This window comes from Kosakonia cowanii JCM 10956 = DSM 18146 (assembly GCF_001975225.1).
GTDB lineage: Bacteria > Pseudomonadota > Gammaproteobacteria > Enterobacterales > Enterobacteriaceae > Kosakonia > Kosakonia cowanii.
On record NZ_CP019445.1, the window covers coordinates 327,807 to 345,823 of the forward strand.

The following is an 18,017-nucleotide window of genomic DNA, read 5'->3' on the forward strand; positions in this document are numbered from 1 at the left end:
AGGAGTATTGTAGCCACCCGTTGCCGCCGCGTCGCGGGCAAAATCCCTGCAAAATATGTCCTTCTTCCCGGCAAAACTTTCATCCGCTTCCGGTAATCACATAGAATGAGCGGCAACGATTTTTTCCAGCAACCAGGAATGAAAGCATGAGTAAGTCTGAAAACCTCTTTAATACAGCGCGACAGCTTATCCCTGGCGGGGTCAATTCACCGGTACGCGCCTTCACCGGCGTTGGCGGTACGCCGCTGTTTATCGAGCGGGCTGACGGAGCTTATCTGTACGATGCCGACGGCAAAGCCTATATCGACTACGTCGGCTCCTGGGGACCGATGGTGCTGGGCCACAACCACCCGGCGATCCGCAATGCGGTAATCGAAGCGGCCAGCCGCGGGCTGAGCTTCGGCGCGCCGACCGAGATGGAAGTGAAAATGGCGGAGCTGGTGACCGAACTGGTTCCGACCATGGATATGGTGCGTATGGTCAACTCCGGCACCGAAGCGACAATGAGCGCCATCCGCCTCGCGCGCGGTTTTACCCATCGCGACAAAATCATCAAATTTGAGGGCTGCTACCATGGCCACGCCGACTGCCTGCTGGTGAAAGCGGGTTCCGGCGCATTAACCCTCGGTCAGCCGAACTCACCGGGTGTACCGGCAGATTTCGCTAAGCACACCCTCACCTGCACCTATAACGATCTCGACTCGGTGCGCGCAGCGTTCGAGCAGTATCCGCAGGATATCGCCTGTATCATCGTTGAGCCGGTCGCAGGCAATATGAACTGCGTACCGCCGCTGCCGGAATTCCTGCCGGGCCTGCGTGCGCTGTGCGATGAGTTTGGCGCGCTGCTGATTATCGATGAAGTGATGACCGGTTTCCGCGTCGCGCTGGCGGGCGCACAGGCCTACTACGATGTGGTGCCGGATCTGACCTGCCTTGGCAAAATCATCGGCGGCGGGATGCCGGTAGGCGCCTTCGGCGGTCGCCGCGACGTGATGGAAGCGCTGGCACCGACCGGGCCGGTCTACCAGGCGGGCACCCTCTCCGGTAACCCGATTGCGATGGCCGCGGGTTTCGCCTGTCTGAACGAAGTGGCGCAGCCGGGCATTCACTCTACCCTGACCGATCTGACGACTCGCCTGGCGGAAGGTCTGCTGAACGCCGCGCAGGAAGCGGGCATTGGGCTGGTGGTTAACCATGTCGGTGGGATGTTCGGTCTCTTCTTTACCGATGCGCAGAGCGTGACCAGCTATCAGGATGTGGTGAAGTGCGATGTTGAGCGCTTTAAACGCTTCTTCCACCTGATGCTGGAGGAAGGGGTTTACCTGGCACCGTCCGCGTTTGAAGCGGGCTTTATGTCCGTTGCCCACAGCGTTGAGGATATCGATAACACCATCGACGCCGCAAAGCGCGCCTTCGCGAAGCTGTAATGCCGTGCCGGGTGGCGGCTACGCCTTACCCGGCCTACGAAATCATCGTGCAGTCATTGGTAAATGCCGGATGGCGCTGCGCTTATCCGGCCTACAAAACCATCGTGCTGCTATCGGGAAATGCCGGATGGCGCTCACGCTTATCCGGCCTACAAAACCATCGGGCTGCCATCGGGAATTGCCGGATGGCGCTCACGCTTATCCGGCCTACAATACCATCGTGATGCCATCGGGAAATGCCGGATGGCGCTGCGCTTATCCGGCCTACAAAATCGTGTTCTCAGCCTTCGTAGGCCCGGTAAGCGTTAGCGCCACCGGGCATTTTTTTAGCGGCTCTGCTTTCTCAGCAGATAGATAAAGTACGGCGCGCCGATAAAGGTCGAGAGCAGCCCCGCCGGGATCTGGAACGGAAACAGCACCATCCGCCCGCACCAGTCGGCAAACACCAGCAACACGCCCCCCACCAGTGCGGAGATGACCATATGCGGCATCGTGCGGCGAAAGCCCATCATGCGCGCGATATGCGGTGCCATCAGCCCGACAAAGCTGAGCGGCCCGATAGTCATCGTCGCCGCTGCCGTCAGTGCTGCCGCCAACAGCAGCAACACGACACGCGACGAGGTCAGCGCCATGCCTACCGAGCGCGCACTCTCCCCGCCGAGCGGCAGGATCATCAGCAAGCGGCGACACAGCGGGGTTAACGCCAGCAGCACCACCATCACCACCGCGCTGCGCACCACCAGCTCACCAGAAGCGTTATAGGTACTGCCGGAGATCCAGGTCAGGATCGTCGCCATGCGCGGATCGCCGCTCGCCTGCAACATCATCAACAGCATGGTAAAGGCGGTACTGAGCGCCATCCCCGCCAGCAGCATGCGGTGCGGCGAAAAGCCGCCGCGCCCGGCGGCGAGCATAATGATCAATAGCGTTGCCGCCGCGCCAAGGCTCCCGGCGGGCAGCAGCCAGCCAAAAGCGTTGCCCGGCACAAAAAAGAGCATCAACACCACGCCAAACGCCGCGCCGGAGCTGATGCCCAGCACTTCCGGGCTGGCCATCGGATTACCGGTCAGGCGCTGGATAATGCACCCGGCGACCGCCAGCATCATCCCGGCGGTCAGCGCGGCAATAATGCGCGGCCAGCGCCAGGGCAGCAGTTGATCCAGCAGCGTACCGCTGGCCCACTGCCAGCCGTGCGCGTCGCGGCCAAAACTGAGCGCCGCCCACATCGCCAGCAGCAGTAACAGCACGCCGCCCAGCGCAAACCACATCACATGCCCGCGCTCGGGGCGGACCTTATCGCCACCATCCATTGCCGGGGCGCTCATACTCCGCAGGCGCGGCAGCAGCCACAGCAGCAGCGGTGCGCCAATCAGCGCCGTCATCGACCCGGTGGAGACCTCCATCCAGATACGCGTCAGCCAGAGGATCACCTGATCGGAGAGCCAGAGGATCAGCGCGCCAATCAGCGGAGCCAGCATCAGGCGCGTCAGCAGACGCCGCGCGCCGAGCATCTTCGCCAGCAGCGGCGCAAAAAGGCCGATAAACCCGATAATGCCGACGGCGTTAACCAGCAGCGCACTGAGGGCAATTGCCAGCGTTAACGCCGCCAACCGCGCCAGCGACAGCGCCAGCCCGAGGTTACGCGCCACGCCATCATCCAGCCCCATTAAGGTCAGCGGACGCAGCAGCAGCAGCGTTAACACCGTGCCGCCAAGCAGCTGCGGCCAGAGACGCTGCACCACGCTCCAGTCAGTCTGCGTCAGCGTACCGGTGCTCCACAAAAACATGCTTTGCAGCTGATCGTGGTGAAACAGCGCCAAAAGCTGGTTGATCGCCCCGCAGTAGAGGCTCACCACCAGGCCCGCAAGAATCAGGGTCACCGGGGAGAGCCGTTTTCCCCACGCTACGCCAAACACCAGCGCGCCGACGGCGCAGGCACCGAGCAGCGCCGCAAACTGCGATGCCATCACGCCCGGGATCGCCCACAGCGTGGTGATAGTGATGCCGAGCTGCGCACCGGTCGCCACGCCAAGAGTGGTCGGCTCCGCCAGCGGGTTACGCAACACCTGCTGGAACAGCACGCCCACCAGCCCAAGCCCGGCGCCGACCAGCAGCGAGATCGCCAGGCGCGGCAGCAGACTGTAGTGAAACAGCATCTGATCGATACGATCGATATTTGGCGTAAACAGCGCCTGCCCCCACTGGGCGCGCGGCAGCGCAAGGGTTAAGTTGTACCAGGTTAGCCCGGCCGCCAGCATAAACAGCACCGCCAGCAGCAGCGCCGATGAGAGGGAGAAGCGACGGATCATGCCCGGCCTCCCAGCGCGTTATCCAGCACGCGGGTGAAATGCATGGCGGAGAGCGTCGCGCCATAGAACCAGACCGCCGGCACGCGCTGAAAACGCCCCTGGCGCACAAACGGCATCGCCTGCCAGAGCGGTGTCGCCATCACTTTTTGCATATCCTGTTCATTGTTGTGATCAAAGCAGATCACATCCGCATCTTTATAGGCGGCAAGCCGGTCGATGCCGACCGCCACGCTGCCCCAGAAGGTCTGCTCGCCCTGCCAGGCGTTACGAATGCCGAAATCATCGAGCACTTCCTGGAACAGGCAGTTGGCACCAAATACCAGTACATGGCGCGGATCGAGCAGGGTAATCATCAGCAGCGGGCGGTCGCCGCGCCGGGCAAAGCGCGGCTTTGTGGCGCTCATCAGCGCATCGAACTGCGCGAGATGCTGATTCGCCTGCGCCTCTTTGTTGAGCAGCTGCGCCATCTCGTTCAGCGAGCGTCTGGCCATCGCCAGCGGCTTTTTGCCGTCGCTAAAGGTAAACCCGCGCCCCGGCGCAATGGTCGCCAGCTTCGCTTCGGAGGGGCCATAGCCCGCCGACCAGACCAGCAGCGATGGCTTCATCTGCGTCAGCAGTTCGAGGTTCGGCTCGGTACGCAGGCCAATATCAATAACCGATGCTGGCAGCGACGGTTCGTTGACCCAGGTGTTGTAATTTTGCACATCGGCGACGCCATAGGGCATCACGCCCAGTGCCAGCAGCAGCTCAACCGGCAGCCACTCAAGAGCGACGACGCGCTGCGGATCGACGCTTGCGGCCTTCGCACCGCGCATCTGCCAGAGCAGCGGCGACAGCGCCATTGCCGTCAGTAAACGCCGACGGCTGATTTCAGGAATAGCGGCCATCAGTAGACGAAGCTCACGGGCGCGGCACCGGCCGGATGCGGCAGGATCCCCATCGGGATCCCGTAAATCTGCTCCAGTGTTTCGGCGCGCATTAAGGCCTCCGGCGCGCCTTCGGCGATCATCTCACCGCCGCGCAGCGCCACCAGATAGTCACAGTAGCGCGCCGCCATATTGATATCGTGCAGCACGGCAATCACCGTCAAGCCACGCTGCTGGCTTAAGCGGTGCACCAGCGCCAGCACATCGACCTGATGGGCGATATCAAGCGCGGAGGTCGGCTCATCAAGCAGCAGGCAGCGGCTATCCTGCGCCACCAGCATGGCAATCCACGCACGCTGGCGTTCGCCACCGGAGAGGCTATCCACCAGCCGGTGCGCCAGCGGTTTTAAACCGACCAGCGCAATCGCCTCCTCCACTTTCTCGCGGTCAGCCACGCCAAAACGCCCCAGTGCCCCGTGCCACGGATACCGCCCAATCGCCACCAGTTCGCGCACGGTCATCCCTTCCGCCTGCGGCAACTGCTGCGGCAGATAGGCAACTTTGCGGGCGAAGGATTTGCTGCTCCAGATCTCCAGCGGCTGCCCGTCGAGCAGAATATCGCCCTCAGAGGGTGCCTGATGGCGGCCAAGCATCTTCAGCAGTGTCGATTTGCCCGAGCCGTTATGACCAATCAGGCCGGTCACTTTCCCGCCTGGGAAGGTCAACGACAGCGGATGCAGCAGCGTGCGTCCCGGCACGCGAAAGGTGACATCGTTCAGTTGAAAGGTGGTATCGGGAAGCGTTTTGTTTTCCTGCATGGTTGCCAACTTGTCAGAGGGCACGGCGAACCGTGCCCGAAGAGAAAGATTAGAAGCGGAAGGTTGCGGTTGCTGTCACCTGACGTTCAGCGCCCCAGAAGCAGCCGTAGCTGTTAAAGCAGCTGGCGACATACTCACGGTCGAACAGGTTATTGACGTGCAGGGCGACATTGGAGCCCGCCATACCGAAGCGCGCCAGATCGTAACGCACCAGCGCATCAACGACGGTGGCGCTACCGACTTTAAACGAGTTCGCCGGATCGCCGAAGCTTGAGCCGGTGAAGCGCGCGCCGGTACCCAGCGTCAGGCCGGAAAGCGCGCCATCATAGAAGGTGTAATCTCCCCACAGCGAAGCCATATGTTTTGGCACCTGCGGCGGGGTATTACCTTTCAGTTTGGTATCGGTGGTGTATTCCGCTTGCGTATAGGTGTAGGAGCCGACCACGTTGAGGTTGGCGGAGAGCGCCGCTTTGGCTTCCAGCTCCACGCCGCGCGAACGCACTTTGCCGCCCTCGACTGACCAGACCGATCCCGCAGGGTCGGCCATCAGGTTGTTGCTCTTGGTCAGCTGATAGAGCGCGCCGGTCAGCACAATCGGCCGATCGCTCGGGCTGTATTTCACCCCGGCTTCATACTGCTTGCCTTTCGACGGAGCGAAGATTGCGCCATTCGCACCGGAGGTGGATGACGGTTCGAAAGATTCGCTGTAGCTGAAGTATGGTGTAACGCCATTATCAAACAGGTAGTTAACGCCGCCGCGCCAGCTGAACTGGTTATCGTCACGGGTTGTGGTGATGCCAGTCTCGCGGTTAAACGCGCTCTGCTTCGCCCAGTCGTAACGGCCGCCCAGCGTAATCAGCACCTTCTCCCACTGCGCCTGATCCTGCGCATAGAGGCCGGTCTGTTTTTGGCGGTTAAGGATGCGGTAAGCGCCAGACGGACCAGAATGGGCAGCGAAATCGAAATCGCCGCGATCGAGGTTATAGATATCCGATGGCGCAACCGATCCCGCATAGCCAAACCACGAGTCGATGTCGTTACGCATACGCATAAAGTCGACGCCGGTCAGCAACGTATGGTCGACAGAACCAGTGGCAAAGGTGCTCTGCAACTGCGTATCGACCGAGAAGTTCTGCAACTTCTCGTTATCAATCACATACTGGCGCGTCAGGTAGTGGTTCCACTGCGACGGCGCGATGCTGGCACAAGGGCTTTTTTTTGCATCGGCGGTGTAGAGCGGGTCAGAGCACATACCGTAACCGTAGACGCTGTTTTGCGAGGTTTTGTTCTCGGCGTAGCGCAGGTTCTGGCGCACGGTAAAGGTATCGTCGAAGGCATGCTCAAAGCTGTAACCGACCATCTTCTGGTTACGGGAGTAAGTGTTGTTCTTTGCGCCTTCATTGAAGCTGGTCGGCAGGCGTTTGCCATTCGGCAGCGGTTCAACGGTCCCCTCTTTCGGCAACCAGCCGTAGTAGCCGGTGTCAGGCTCATTCTGGAAATAGGAGAGGAAGGTGAAGTTGGTTTTATCATCCGGCCGCCAGCTAAAAGAGGGGGCGATGGTATAACGCTGCTCTTTTTTCCCGTCCTGCTGCGCATTAGCAGAGCGGGCCAGGCCGGTCAGGCGATAGGAGTAAACACCGTCATCATCCAGCGCGTCGCTGAAATCAAACCCGGTCTGAAACAGGCTATTGGTGCCGGCTTTAAACTGGATTTCGTGCAGCGGCATGGTGGTCGGGCGCTTGCTGACCATATTCATCAGGCCGCCGGGGCTGCTTTTTCCGTAGAGCACGGAGGTTGGCCCGCGCAGCAACTCTACGCGTTCCAGCATATAGGGATCGATCACCGCGTCGTTATAGAAGTTGCCCTGCAACTTCAGGCCGTCGAGGTAGTTATTCTGGCTTTGGTTATCAGCGGCAAAACCGCGGATGATCAGCTGATCGTAAGTATTGGAAGCCCCACGCGTGCCCACGCTGACGCCCGGCGTGTAGCTCAGGGCCTCTTTTGCCGATTTCGGCTGGTGCAGCGCGATCTCTTCGGCGGTGACGACGGAAATGGACTGCGGCGTTTTTTCCAGCGGCATATCCGTTTTTGTCGCGGTCGCGGTATGTTTCGCCGCGATGGTCGCCGCCGGCCCCCACGCATTCTCTTGCGGCGCGGCGGTGGTGACGGTGATGGTTTCTTCTTTTGAGGTGGTGGCAGCCTGTGCATAAACAGACATGCCGCTAACCGCTGTGGCTACTACGACTGCGAGAGTACGCAGCGTAAAAGTGACTGGCTGAGCAGTTGTTGGACGCGCCATGAGTGTATCTCTGATTCAGTAAGTGAACGTTAACGTAAACGAGAATTATTATTATGACCGCAGAATAATATGCGAAGCGCTCAGTGCATAGCAAGCGCAATGCCGCCCGCCGGGGCTTAACAGGAAAGAATTAGTCGCTGAAAAAGCAGGATGTTAATTGCATGAAGAAAGGAATTTAACGCGGCGTTATTTGAATGTATCAGAAAGGACAAAATAAAAACCCCGGTCTGCTGAACCGGGGTTTTTTATCACTAGTTACTGCCGAACATATCTTTAATCCAGCCCGCTACGCCGTCGCTCTTCTGCTCCTGCTGCGGCTGTTGTTGCTGCGGCTGCTGCTGTTGCGGCTGCGTCGACTGATCGAACGGATTGCCCGTTTGCGGCTGCATCATCTGGCTTTGCTGGCACAGCGCGTCCGGATTGGTAGTCCAGACCGGCAGCTGACGTACGCCACCGCCGCCGCAGATAAAGTTACCCATATCATCAACGCCGATGTTGGTGATGTCCTCCGGTGGCGTCAGATCCAGCGGGATCGGCGACTGGTTTTGCAGATAACGCTGGTAAATCGCCATCGCGCCGCTGGCACCATACAGCTTGGTCGGCTGGTTATTATCGCGGCCAACCCAGGTGATGGTCACTTCACGCCCGTCGATGCCGGCAAACCAGGTATCAACGTTATTGTTGGTGGTACCGGTTTTCCCCGCCAGGTGCAGGCCCGGATACTTCGCGCCAAGCTGGCGACCCGTTCCGCGCTGAACCACCTGCTGCATAGTCCACAGCGTCATGTAGGCCGCCTGAGCAGGCACCACACGTTCCGCCTGCGGGTAGCTCTGATAAAGCACCGTGCCATCTTCAGCAATCACCGAACGCAGCGCGGAAAGTTGCGCGCGGTTACCGCCGCTGGCGATGGTCTGGAAGGCCTGCGCCACTTCAATCGGCGTCAGGTTGAGCGCGCCCAGCAGCATTGACGGCATACCGTTCAGCTGATTTTTCGGCGCACCGAGTTTCTCCCAGGTATCCGTCACCGCCGGTAAACCTACCGCCATGCCGAGGTTAACGGTCGGCACGTTCATCGAGCGCGTCAGCGCATCCACCAGCATCACCTGACCGCTGAAACGGCGATCATCGTTCTGCGGTGACCACACCTGGCCGTTGGAGAGGCGCAGCGAAATCGTCGCATCCGCAATCCAGGTATTCAGGCGATAGGTATTTGGCTGGCTCAGCGCCGTCAGGTAGGTCGCCGGTTTCGCCAGCGAGCCGATAGAGCGACGCGCCTGCATCGCACGGTTATAACCAGCAAACTGCGGTGTCGCACCGCCCACCATCGCGCGGACTTCACCGGTGTAGCGATCGACCACCACCATCGCGGTTTCCAGATCCGACAGCTTGCGCTGTTTGATCAGCAGCGGAATGCCTTCTACCGCCGCTTTTTCGGCAGCATCCTGCGCCACCGAGTCAAAGGTGGTGAAGATCTTCACGCCGGAGAGATCTTTGACTTTATCGCCGAGTTTGCTCTGCAGCTCCTGGCGCACCATCTGCATAAAGGCTGGCTGAGGTGAGATCACCCCACCACGCGGCTGTACGCCGAGCGGACGGGCGCTGAGCATGTCATACAGCTCCTGGTCAATCACGCTCTGCTGTTGCAGCAGGCGCAGCACCAGGTTACGGCGCTCAAGGGCCAGTTTCGGGTTACGCCACGGGTTGTAAATCGACGCCCCTTTTACCATCCCGACCAGCAGCGCCTGCTGATCGAGGCTCAGCTCTTCAACAGGACGACCAAAGTAGTAGAGGCTCGCCAGCGGGAAACCGCGGATTTCGTTATCGCCGCTCTGACCGAGGTAGACCTCGTTCATATAGAGCTCAAGGATGCGATCCTTGCTGTAGCGGGCATCCATGATCAGCGCCATATAGGCTTCGTTGGCTTTACGCCAGTAGGAGCGCTCGCTGCTCAGGAAGAGGTTTTTCACCAGCTGCTGGGTCAGCGTACTCGCCCCCTGCACCGTGCGACCCGCGGTAAGGTTCGCCAGCATCGCACGGCCAATGGAGTAGAAGCTGATGCCGTCATGCTCGTAGAAGTGGCGGTCTTCCGTCGCCAGCAGGGTATCGACCAGCAGATCCGGGAAGCCGTTACGCGCAACAAACAGGCGCTGCTCGCCGTTCGGCGAAGAGAGCATGGTGATCAGGCGCGGATCGAGACGGAAGAAACCGAACTGGCGGTTGCTGTCCATATTCTCGATTGTCTCCAGGCGATCGCCGTCAAAGGTCAGACGCGCGCGCACCTGGCCCTCTTTGCTGTCCGGGAAATCAAACGGACGGCGGATCATCTCGATGCTTTTCGCCTGCACGGTGAACTCACCGGGACGCGTCATCTTGGTCACTTCGCGGTACTGCGTCGCCTCCAGCAGCTTGACCATCTCATTTTTGCTGATGGCCATATCCGGCTCGAGGTTGACCATACGGCCATAGACGGCGGCAGGCAGCTGCCACACTTTACCGTCGATACGGGCGCGGATTTTCTGATCCAGATAGACGCCATAAATGGCAAACAGCACTGCGCAAACAATGAAAATTTTCAGCAGCAGCCAGAACCAGCCGCGTTTACCGCGGGGCTTCTTGCCTCTGCCTCTTCCCTTTTTCGGCACTGCGTTTTCCTCTTCATCATCGTATTCGTCATACTCTTCATCACGAACGCGACGACGACTGATTTTCTCTTTTGCCGGGCGCGCAGGTTTCCCCTTGCGTCCAATTGGCTCGCGGTCATTCCCCGCCATGCTTTACTCTCCGCAACGTTCAGGCGCAAGGGCCCGATTCTCAGCTCTTCGGCCTACAGGCAGAAGAAGAACTCTCTCAATTTATACCACTGCTGAATGACGCTATACGCATCAGCACTATGAATACTTTTTCGTTCGCCGCGTCGGCGCGGTGTTTGCCGGATCGTCCGGCCAGACATGTTTGGGGTAGCGCCCCTTCATCTCTTTTTGCACCTCGCGGTAGGTTCCGGCCCAGAACGCGCCTAAATCGCGCGTAATTTGCAGCGGCCGCTGGGCAGGCGAAAGCAGCTCCAGCACCAGCGCCACGCGCCCCTGCGCAATCGTCGGCGTGGTGGCTTCACCGAACATCTCCTGCATCCGCACCGCCAGCGCAGGCGGATTATCTTCATGATATCGGATGGCTATCCGGCTTCCGGTCGGCACAGTGTAATGCCCAGGCAGCTCACTATCCAGCCGTTGACGCAACGACCACGGCAGCGCCTGCTGCAACGCCTGCCCTACGTCGAGAGACTGCAAATCGCGCAGGGAACGAATGCCGCCCATTTGCGGCAGCAGCCACGCCTCAAGGGTGTCGAGCAGCGAGGCGTCATCGACGGCGGGCCAGTCGAACTCCGGTAGCCACTTCGCGGCGCAGAGTAAGCGTAAACGATACTGCGCCGCTTCGCTTGTCCAGTTCAGCACCCGCAGCCCCTTTTCGCGAATACCGTTTAACATCGCCTGGTGCAGCTCCTCCTCAGAGGGCTTCGCCAGCGGCTGTGCGCTCAGCGTCAGTTGCCCAATTTGCCGACGACGAAATGCTTTCAGAGTGCCGAGCGTTTCATCCCACTCGACGCTGTCGGACTGGGTAATCAAATGCGTGCTTTGGGCAACAAGCACGTCGATATCCAGCGGCAGCGCCAGCAAAATACGTGCATCCGGCGACTGGCTCCCCTGCAATAGCAGCGGCGCAAGCAGCCATTCGTGACGGTTTAGCGCATCATCGGCATCCAGCGTTGCACCTAAACCGTTCGCCAGCTGATAGCGCCCCTGCTGACCGCGCCTGCGCGCAATTCGATCGGCAAACGCACAGGCGAGAAGCGGTGCCAGCGCGCGGATATCCGGCTCGCCGCCGCTGCTCTTCAGCCTGCGTGCCAGCTGGCGCGCGCGCTGTTGCCAGTTCCCCTGCTGGCGCGAGAAAGCCGCGCTCAAATCAGAATTACCGCCGCGCGGTGGCTCTTCGAGGATCGCCGCAAGCTTCGCCGCGGTAGCAATCTCATCATCGCCCTGCGCGCTCGAAAGCATCGCCGCCAGACGCGGATCGTTGCCGAGCGCCGCCATTTTCATGCCAAACGGCGTTAAACGCCCCTCTTCCAGCGCGCGCAGTTGCGTCAGCAGCCTGCGCGCCGCCGCCAGGTTAGCCTCAGGCGGCAGATCCAGCCAGCTAAGCTGCGCAACATCCTGGCAGCCCCACTGCAATAACTCCATCAACAGGCCGGAGAGGTCGCTATTGACGATCTCCGGGCTGCTCTGCGCCGTCGCGCGCTCCGCCTGCTCTTTGGCAAGCAGATGCAGGCAGATGCCCGGCTCCAGACGCCCGGCGCGTCCGGCGCGCTGGGTCATCGACGCCACGCTGATGCGCTGGGTAATCAGACGCGTTAAGCCGCTGCGGGCATCAAAACGGGCAACGCGCTCTTGCGCGCTGTCCACCACCAGCCGGATCCCTTCAATGGTCAGGCTGGTTTCGGCAATATTGGTCGCCAGCACCACTTTTCGTTTGCCGGCAGGCGCAGGCAGAATCGCTTTGCGCTGTTCGCTTAACGGCAACGCGCCATAAAGGGGGCAGAGCAACACATCGCTGCCGACGCGCAACGCAAGCTGCTCCTGCACGCGCTGGATCTCGCCAACGCCTGGCAAAAAGAGCAGCAGCGAACCCGGTTCGGTGCGCAGCAGTTCAGCCGTGGCCTGTGCCACCGCCTCATCAAAACGTTGATGGGCGGGCAGTGGCTGGTAGCGCTGTTCAACGGGGAACGTACGCCCTTCGGAGACGATCACCGGCGCGTCCGGCAACAGCGAGTGTAGACGCTGATTATCCAGCGTCGCGGACATAATCAGTACTTTCAGATCCTCCCGCAGTCCCTGCTGCACATCAAGCAGCAGCGCGAGTGCCAGATCGGCCTGTAGACTGCGCTCGTGGAACTCGTCGAGGATCACCAGCCCGACGCCGTTCAGCTCCGGATCGTTTTGGATCAGGCGAGTGAGGATCCCTTCGGTGACCACTTCAAGGCGGGTGTTCGGGCCGACGCAGGTATCGGCGCGCATGCGGTAACCCACGGTGTCGCCGGGTTGCTCATTGAGAAGCTCCGCCAGCCGCTGCGCAACGTTGCGCGCCGCCAGACGTCGCGGCTCGAGCAGCAAAATTTTCCCTTCAACTGCATTCTGTTGCAGCAGTTGCAGCGGCAGCCAGGTCGATTTCCCGGCACCGGTCGGGGCGCTCAGCAGCACCTGGGGCGCATTTTTCAGCGCAGAGAGAAGATCGGGCAGAACGGCGGCAACCGGCAGTAAGGACACAAACGCTCCAGGGGTTAACAGAAGAGGAGCGGCAGTATACCATCCCCACATATTCTTGACCTCGAGCACACTATGCCCGCATCAAAAAGGCTCTTTTTTGCCATTGAACTGCCCGCCGAACTCCAGCCCCAACTGGTGCAGTGGCGCGCGCAGCACTTCACGCCGGAAGCGGGGCGACCAATTGCCGCCGCCAATTTGCATCTGACGCTAGCCTTTCTGGGCGATATCAGCGCCGAGAAACAGAAGGCGCTGGAGACGCTGGCCGGACGCATTCGCCAGCCGGGCTTTACGTTGACGCTGGATGATGCCGGGCAGTGGCTGCGCTCGCGCGTGGTGTGGCTCGGTTCGCGCCAGCCGCCGCGCGGATTACTGCAACTGGCAGATATGCTGCGCGCGCAGGCAGCACGCAGCGGCTGCTATCAAAGCCCGCAGCCTTTTCACCCGCACATCACGCTGCTGCGCGACGCCAGCCACGCGGTTTCGCTGCCGCCGCCGGGTTTTCGCTGGTCTTTTCCGGTCACTGAGTTTGCGCTCTACGAATCGCAGTTTCTCAACGGGCGTACCCGTTACACCGCCCTGAAGCGCTGGCCCCTTAGCGGGGAGTAATCATTTCGGCGCGTCTTGAGCCACGAACATATTAAGGAAGAGATATGGAATTCACCCCACCGCTACAATCCGCCACGCTTGTGACGCGCTATAAGCGCTTTCTGGCGGATGTCGTGACGCCCGAAGGCGAAACCCTGACGCTGCACTGCCCCAATACCGGCGCGATGACCGGTTGCGCGACGCCAGGCGATCGGGTCTGGTATTCCACCTCAACAAATCTGAAGCGCAAATATGCCCACACCTGGGAATTAACTGAAACGCAACAGGGCGCATTTATTTGCGTTAATACTCAGCGGGCAAATATGTTAACGAAAGAGGCGATTATCGCTGACCGCCTGCCTGAGTTAACGGGATATAGCGTGCTGAAAAGCGAAGTGAAATATGGTGCGGAGCGCAGCAGAATTGATTTTCTGTTACAGGCGGAGGATCGCCGCAACTGCTATATTGAAGTGAAATCGGTCACGCTCGCCGAGCAGCAGTCAGGCTATTTCCCGGATGCGGTCACACTGCGCGGGCAGAAGCATTTACGGGAGTTGATGAGCGTTGCGGCCAATGGTGACCGTGCGGTGATCTTGTTTGCCATTCTGCACTCCGCCGTTGAACATTTCGCACCCGCGCGCCATATTGATGGGGAATACGCACGATTATTGAGTGAAGCGCAACAAAATGGGGTGGAAGTTATTGCTTATAAAGCGGAACTTTCTGCCGATAATATCAGTCTTAGCTTGCCGCTACCGTTCTCGCTTTAAGGCAAGCGCCTGACGAATAAGTGATTTGGTCGCGTGCGCAAATACGCTTTTCTTCACAGGGTTGTCAAGTGTTACGTATGGATATTTGCCATCCGTAAAAGCATCTGCTATTTATAGCGGCCTGATTTTTCCCCCGTACGGGGATCGATAGTGCGTGTTAAGGAGAAGCAACATGCAAGAAGGGCAAAACCGTAAAACATCGTCCCTGAGTATTCTCGCCATCGCTGGGGTGGAGCCGTATCAAGAGAAGCCGGGCGAAGAGTATATGAACGAAGCCCAGCTGGCGCACTTCAAGCGGATTCTTGAAGCATGGCGCAATCAACTTAGGGATGAAGTCGATCGCACCGTTACGCACATGCAGGACGAAGCGGCTAACTTCCCGGACCCGGTTGACCGTGCTGCTCAGGAAGAGGAGTTCAGCCTTGAACTGCGTAACCGCGATCGCGAGCGTAAGCTGATTAAGAAGATCGAAAAAACGCTGAAAAAAGTAGAAGACGAAGATTTCGGTTTCTGCGAATCCTGCGGCGTTGAAATTGGTATCCGTCGTCTGGAAGCGCGTCCGACTGCCGACCTGTGCATCGACTGCAAAACCCTGGCGGAAATCCGCGAAAAACAGATGGCGGGCTAACCCCCGGCATTCCCCAAGACGCCCCGCTGATGCGGGGCGTCTCTTATAAGGCGGCGAACGCGCCCGCCCTGTACTTTTTTGCCTGTCGATATGCCTGAATCACACTATATCGGGCGCTTTGCGCCATCCCCATCCGGTGAACTGCATTTTGGTTCGTTAATTGCCGCCCTCGGCAGCTATCTGCAAGCCCGTGCTCAGCATGGTATCTGGCGCGTGCGGATTGAAGATATCGATCCTCCCCGCGAAGTGCCCGGCGCGGCAGAGACAATTTTGCGCCAGCTGGAACACTACGGCCTGCACTGGGACGGTGAGGTGCTGTGGCAATCCCGGCGACATGAGGCTTATCGGGAAGTACTAATGCGGCTGCACCGTGAAGGGTTGAGCTACTTCTGCACCTGCACGCGAGCGCGTATTCAAAGCGTCGGCGGTTTCTATGATGGTCACTGCCGCACCCTGAATCATGGCCCGGAAAACGCCGCGGTCCGCCTGCTGCAACGCCAACCGGTGCTGGAATTTAACGACCGTCTGCGCGGGCGCATCGTTGCCGAAGAGAAACTGGCGCGCGAAGATTTTATTATTCACCGCCGCGATGGATTATTTGCTTATAACCTCGCCGTGGTGGTCGATGACCATTTTCAGGGTGTGACGGAGATCGTGCGCGGCGCGGATCTGATAGCGCCGACGGTGCGGCACCTCTCCCTTTATCAACAATTAGGCTGGCCGGCACCTGAGTATGTTCATCTGCCATTAGCCCTTAATGAACAAGGGGATAAGCTCTCCAAGCAGAACCATGCGCCTGCCCTGCCGGAGGGCGATCCGCGTCCTGTGTTGATCCGTGCTTTACAATTTATGAACCAGGATGTAACAAAAGAGTGGCAGGATCTCTCGCTGGAGGATCTGCTGGAAAAGGCGGTGGCGAACTGGTCGCTTTCACGCGTACCTGTAACAGGCGATGCGAATACAGCATTCTCAAATGCTTCGCGCTGAGCTATGATTAGCCGCTATTTTTTTGTCCCGATGACGTCTGACACTACCGAGGTGTACTATTTTTACCCGAGTCGCTAATTTTTGCCGCAAGGTGCTAAGCCGCGAAGAGAGCATGGCCGTTGAGGCAATGGCCAAACCGCAAATGGCGGTTATCCCGCGTGAGCAGCACGCTATTTCCCGCAAAGATATCAGCGAAAATGCGCTCAAAGTGCTCTATCGTCTGAATAAAGCGGGCTATGAAGCTTACCTGGTAGGCGGCGGTGTGCGCGACTTGTTGCTGGGCAAAAAACCAAAAGATTTTGATGTCACCACCAACGCCACGCCGGATCAGGTGCGTAAGCTGTTCCGCAACTGCCGCCTGGTGGGTCGCCGTTTCCGCCTCGCACACGTGATGTTCGGGCCGGAGATTATCGAAGTGGCGACCTTCCGTGGTCATCATGACGATCAACAAACCGATCGCACCATCTCCCAGCGCGGCCAGAACGGCATGCTGCTGCGCGACAACATCTTCGGCTCAATTGAAGAAGATGCCCAGCGTCGTGACTTCACCATTAACAGCCTCTATTACAGCGTTGCCGACTTTACCGTACGTGATTACGTCGGCGGCATGCGCGATCTGCAAGAGGGCACCATCCGCCTGATCGGCAACCCGGAAACCCGCTACCGCGAAGATCCGGTGCGCATGCTGCGCGCGGTGCGTTTCGCCGCCAAGCTGGGCATGCAGATTAGCGAAGAGACCGCCGAGCCGATCCCGCGTCTGGCAACCTTAATTAACGACGTGCCGCCAGCGCGTCTGTTTGAAGAGTCCCTGAAGCTGCTGCAGGCCGGTTACGGTTACGATACCTACCAGCTGCTGCGCGAATATGGCCTCTTCCAGCCGCTCTTCCCGATCATCACCCGCTGCTTTACCGAGCACGGCGACAGCCCGATGGAGCGCATTATTGCCCAGGTGCTGAAGAACACCGATAACCGCATTCACAACGATATGCGCGTTAACCCGGCGTTTCTGTTTGCCGCTATGTTCTGGTATCCGCTGCTGGAAAACGCGCAGCGTATCACCCAGGAGGGCGGGCTGGCCTACTACGACGCCTTCGCACTGGCGATGAACGACGTGCTCGACGAAGCGTGCCGCTCGCTGGCGATCCCGAAACGCATCACTACGCTGGTTCGCGATATCTGGCAGCTGCAGCTGCGCATGTCCCGTCGCCAGGGCAAACGCGCCTGGAAACTGATGGAACATCCGAAATTCCGCGCCTCGTACGATCTGCTGGCACTGCGCGCCGAGGCGGAAAACAACGCTGAACTGCAACGCCTGACAAAATGGTGGGGCGAGTTCCAGGTCTCTGCACCGCCGGCGCAAAAACATATGCTTGATGATTTAGGTGAAGAGCCGGCCGAGCGCCGTCGTCATCGCCGTCCGCGCAAGCGCGCGCCGCGCCGTGAGGGCAGTGCGTGACACTGGCCTTTATCGCGCTGGGCAGCAATCTCGCCTCGCCGCTCGATCAAGTGAACGCCGCGATAGCCGCGCTGGGGGAGATCCCCGACAGCCGGATCGTGGCGTGCTCCTCTCTTTACCGCACTCCCCCGCTCGGCCCGCCGGATCAGCCTGACTACCTCAACGCCGCCGTGGCGCTGGAAACAACGCTCGCACCGGAAGCCCTTCTCGACCATACGCAGCGCATTGAGCTGCAACAGGGGCGCGTACGTAAAGCCGAGCGCTGGGGGCCGCGCACGCTTGACCTCGATATTATGCTGTTTGGCGAGATGACGGTGCAGACCGCGCGCCTGACCATTCCCCATTACGATATGAAAAACCGCGGCTTTATGCTGTGGCCACTGTTTGAGATCGCCCCTGACCTGCATTTCCCCGATGGCGAATCATTACAGGCCGTGCTGACGCGGCTGAACGCGCCAAAACCTCACGCCTGGTAACCCCGCCTGAAAAGGTGACCTGCATCAACGGGTTGCCTAAAGTCATTGCCCCCCTGAATGTTGCTGCTTAGAATGCGC

General features: G+C 59.6%; 13 protein-coding genes. 7 read left to right on the forward strand and 6 right to left on the reverse strand.

Annotated elements, in window-relative coordinates; translation table 11 throughout:
- Positions 1-146: 146 nt before the first annotated feature.
- Positions 147-1,427, forward strand: coding sequence for a glutamate-1-semialdehyde 2,1-aminomutase (gene hemL / locus BWI95_RS01555; RefSeq protein ID WP_042711954.1), 1,281 nt, complete (start codon positions 147-149; stop codon positions 1,425-1,427).
- A 326-nt stretch (positions 1,428-1,753) separates the two neighbouring features.
- Here hemL and fhuB read toward each other — a convergent pair whose 3' ends face one another.
- From fhuB to hrpB, 6 genes are all read right to left on the reverse strand, one after another.
- Positions 1,754-3,736 (reverse strand): Fe(3+)-hydroxamate ABC transporter permease FhuB, encoded by a 1,983-nt coding sequence (gene fhuB, locus BWI95_RS01560; RefSeq protein ID WP_076768875.1) that lies wholly within the window; start codon positions 3,734-3,736, stop codon positions 1,754-1,756.
- Positions 3,733-4,623 (reverse strand): Fe(3+)-hydroxamate ABC transporter substrate-binding protein FhuD, encoded by an 891-nt coding sequence (fhuD, locus tag BWI95_RS01565; RefSeq protein WP_054802818.1) that lies wholly within the window; start codon positions 4,621-4,623, stop codon positions 3,733-3,735. The genes fhuB and fhuD overlap by 4 nt, the downstream gene beginning before the upstream one ends.
- Entirely contained in the window at positions 4,623-5,420 is a 798-nt protein-coding gene (fhuC, locus tag BWI95_RS01570) for a Fe3+-hydroxamate ABC transporter ATP-binding protein FhuC (protein WP_054802817.1), read from the reverse strand. The genes fhuD and fhuC overlap by 1 nt, the downstream gene beginning before the upstream one ends.
- A 49-nt stretch (positions 5,421-5,469) precedes the next feature.
- Positions 5,470-7,719, reverse strand: coding sequence for a ferrichrome porin FhuA (gene fhuA / locus BWI95_RS01575; RefSeq protein ID WP_076768876.1), 2,250 nt, complete (start codon positions 7,717-7,719; stop codon positions 5,470-5,472).
- A 251-nt stretch (positions 7,720-7,970) separates the two neighbouring features.
- Entirely contained in the window at positions 7,971-10,490 is a 2,520-nt protein-coding gene (gene mrcB / locus BWI95_RS01580; protein WP_076768877.1) for a bifunctional glycosyl transferase/transpeptidase, read from the reverse strand.
- A gap of 117 nt (positions 10,491-10,607) precedes the next feature.
- Positions 10,608-13,037, reverse strand: coding sequence for an ATP-dependent helicase HrpB (gene hrpB / locus BWI95_RS01585; RefSeq protein ID WP_076768878.1), 2,430 nt, complete (start codon positions 13,035-13,037; stop codon positions 10,608-10,610).
- Between the two features lie 72 nt (positions 13,038-13,109).
- Here hrpB and thpR point away from each other — a divergent pair, with 72 nt between their 5' ends.
- From thpR to folK, 6 genes are all read left to right on the forward strand, one after another.
- Positions 13,110-13,643 (forward strand): RNA 2',3'-cyclic phosphodiesterase, encoded by a 534-nt coding sequence (gene thpR / locus BWI95_RS01590; protein ID WP_076768879.1) that lies wholly within the window; start codon positions 13,110-13,112, stop codon positions 13,641-13,643.
- A gap of 44 nt (positions 13,644-13,687) precedes the next feature.
- Complete coding sequence (gene sfsA / locus BWI95_RS01595; RefSeq protein WP_023480367.1) at positions 13,688-14,392, forward strand: DNA/RNA nuclease SfsA; 705 nt, start codon at positions 13,688-13,690, stop codon at positions 14,390-14,392.
- Between the two features lie 172 nt (positions 14,393-14,564).
- Positions 14,565-15,020 carry an RNA polymerase-binding protein DksA gene (gene dksA, locus BWI95_RS01605; protein WP_007373199.1) on the forward strand — a complete coding sequence of 152 codons (456 nt, stop codon included), beginning with the start codon at positions 14,565-14,567 and terminating at the stop codon, positions 15,018-15,020.
- 90 nt (positions 15,021-15,110) lie between these two features.
- A complete protein-coding gene (gene gluQRS, locus BWI95_RS01610) occupies positions 15,111-16,007 on the forward strand; it encodes a tRNA glutamyl-Q(34) synthetase GluQRS (RefSeq protein ID WP_054802838.1) in 897 nt (298 codons plus the stop codon).
- 58 nt (positions 16,008-16,065) lie between these two features.
- A complete protein-coding gene (gene pcnB, locus BWI95_RS01615; protein ID WP_208864609.1) occupies positions 16,066-17,463 on the forward strand; it encodes a polynucleotide adenylyltransferase PcnB in 1,398 nt (465 codons plus the stop codon).
- Positions 17,460-17,939, forward strand: a complete 480-nt coding sequence (gene folK, locus BWI95_RS01620) for a 2-amino-4-hydroxy-6-hydroxymethyldihydropteridine diphosphokinase (protein ID WP_054802815.1) — start codon at positions 17,460-17,462, stop codon at positions 17,937-17,939. The genes pcnB and folK overlap by 4 nt, the downstream gene beginning before the upstream one ends.
- Positions 17,940-18,017 lie beyond the last annotated feature (78 nt).

Excerpts from the sequence above, each read along its gene's own strand:
- hemL (WP_042711954.1), top strand. The coding sequence starts at position 147 with ATGAGTAAGTCTGAAAACCTCTTTAATACAGCGCGACAGCTTATCCCT.
- fhuB (WP_076768875.1), bottom strand. The coding sequence starts at position 3,736 with ATGATCCGTCGCTTCTCCCTCTCATCGGCGCTGCTGCTGGCGGTGCTG.
- fhuD (WP_054802818.1), bottom strand. The coding sequence starts at position 4,623 with ATGGCCGCTATTCCTGAAATCAGCCGTCGGCGTTTACTGACGGCAATG.
- fhuC (WP_054802817.1), bottom strand. The coding sequence starts at position 5,420 with ATGCAGGAAAACAAAACGCTTCCCGATACCACCTTTCAACTGAACGAT.
- fhuA (WP_076768876.1), bottom strand. The coding sequence starts at position 7,719 with ATGGCGCGTCCAACAACTGCTCAGCCAGTCACTTTTACGCTGCGTACT.
- mrcB (WP_076768877.1), bottom strand. The coding sequence starts at position 10,490 with ATGGCGGGGAATGACCGCGAGCCAATTGGACGCAAGGGGAAACCTGCG.
- thpR (WP_076768879.1), top strand. The coding sequence starts at position 13,110 with ATGCCCGCATCAAAAAGGCTCTTTTTTGCCATTGAACTGCCCGCCGAA.
- sfsA (WP_023480367.1), top strand. The coding sequence starts at position 13,688 with ATGGAATTCACCCCACCGCTACAATCCGCCACGCTTGTGACGCGCTAT.
- dksA (WP_007373199.1), top strand. The coding sequence starts at position 14,565 with ATGCAAGAAGGGCAAAACCGTAAAACATCGTCCCTGAGTATTCTCGCC.
- gluQRS (WP_054802838.1), top strand. The coding sequence starts at position 15,111 with ATGCCTGAATCACACTATATCGGGCGCTTTGCGCCATCCCCATCCGGT.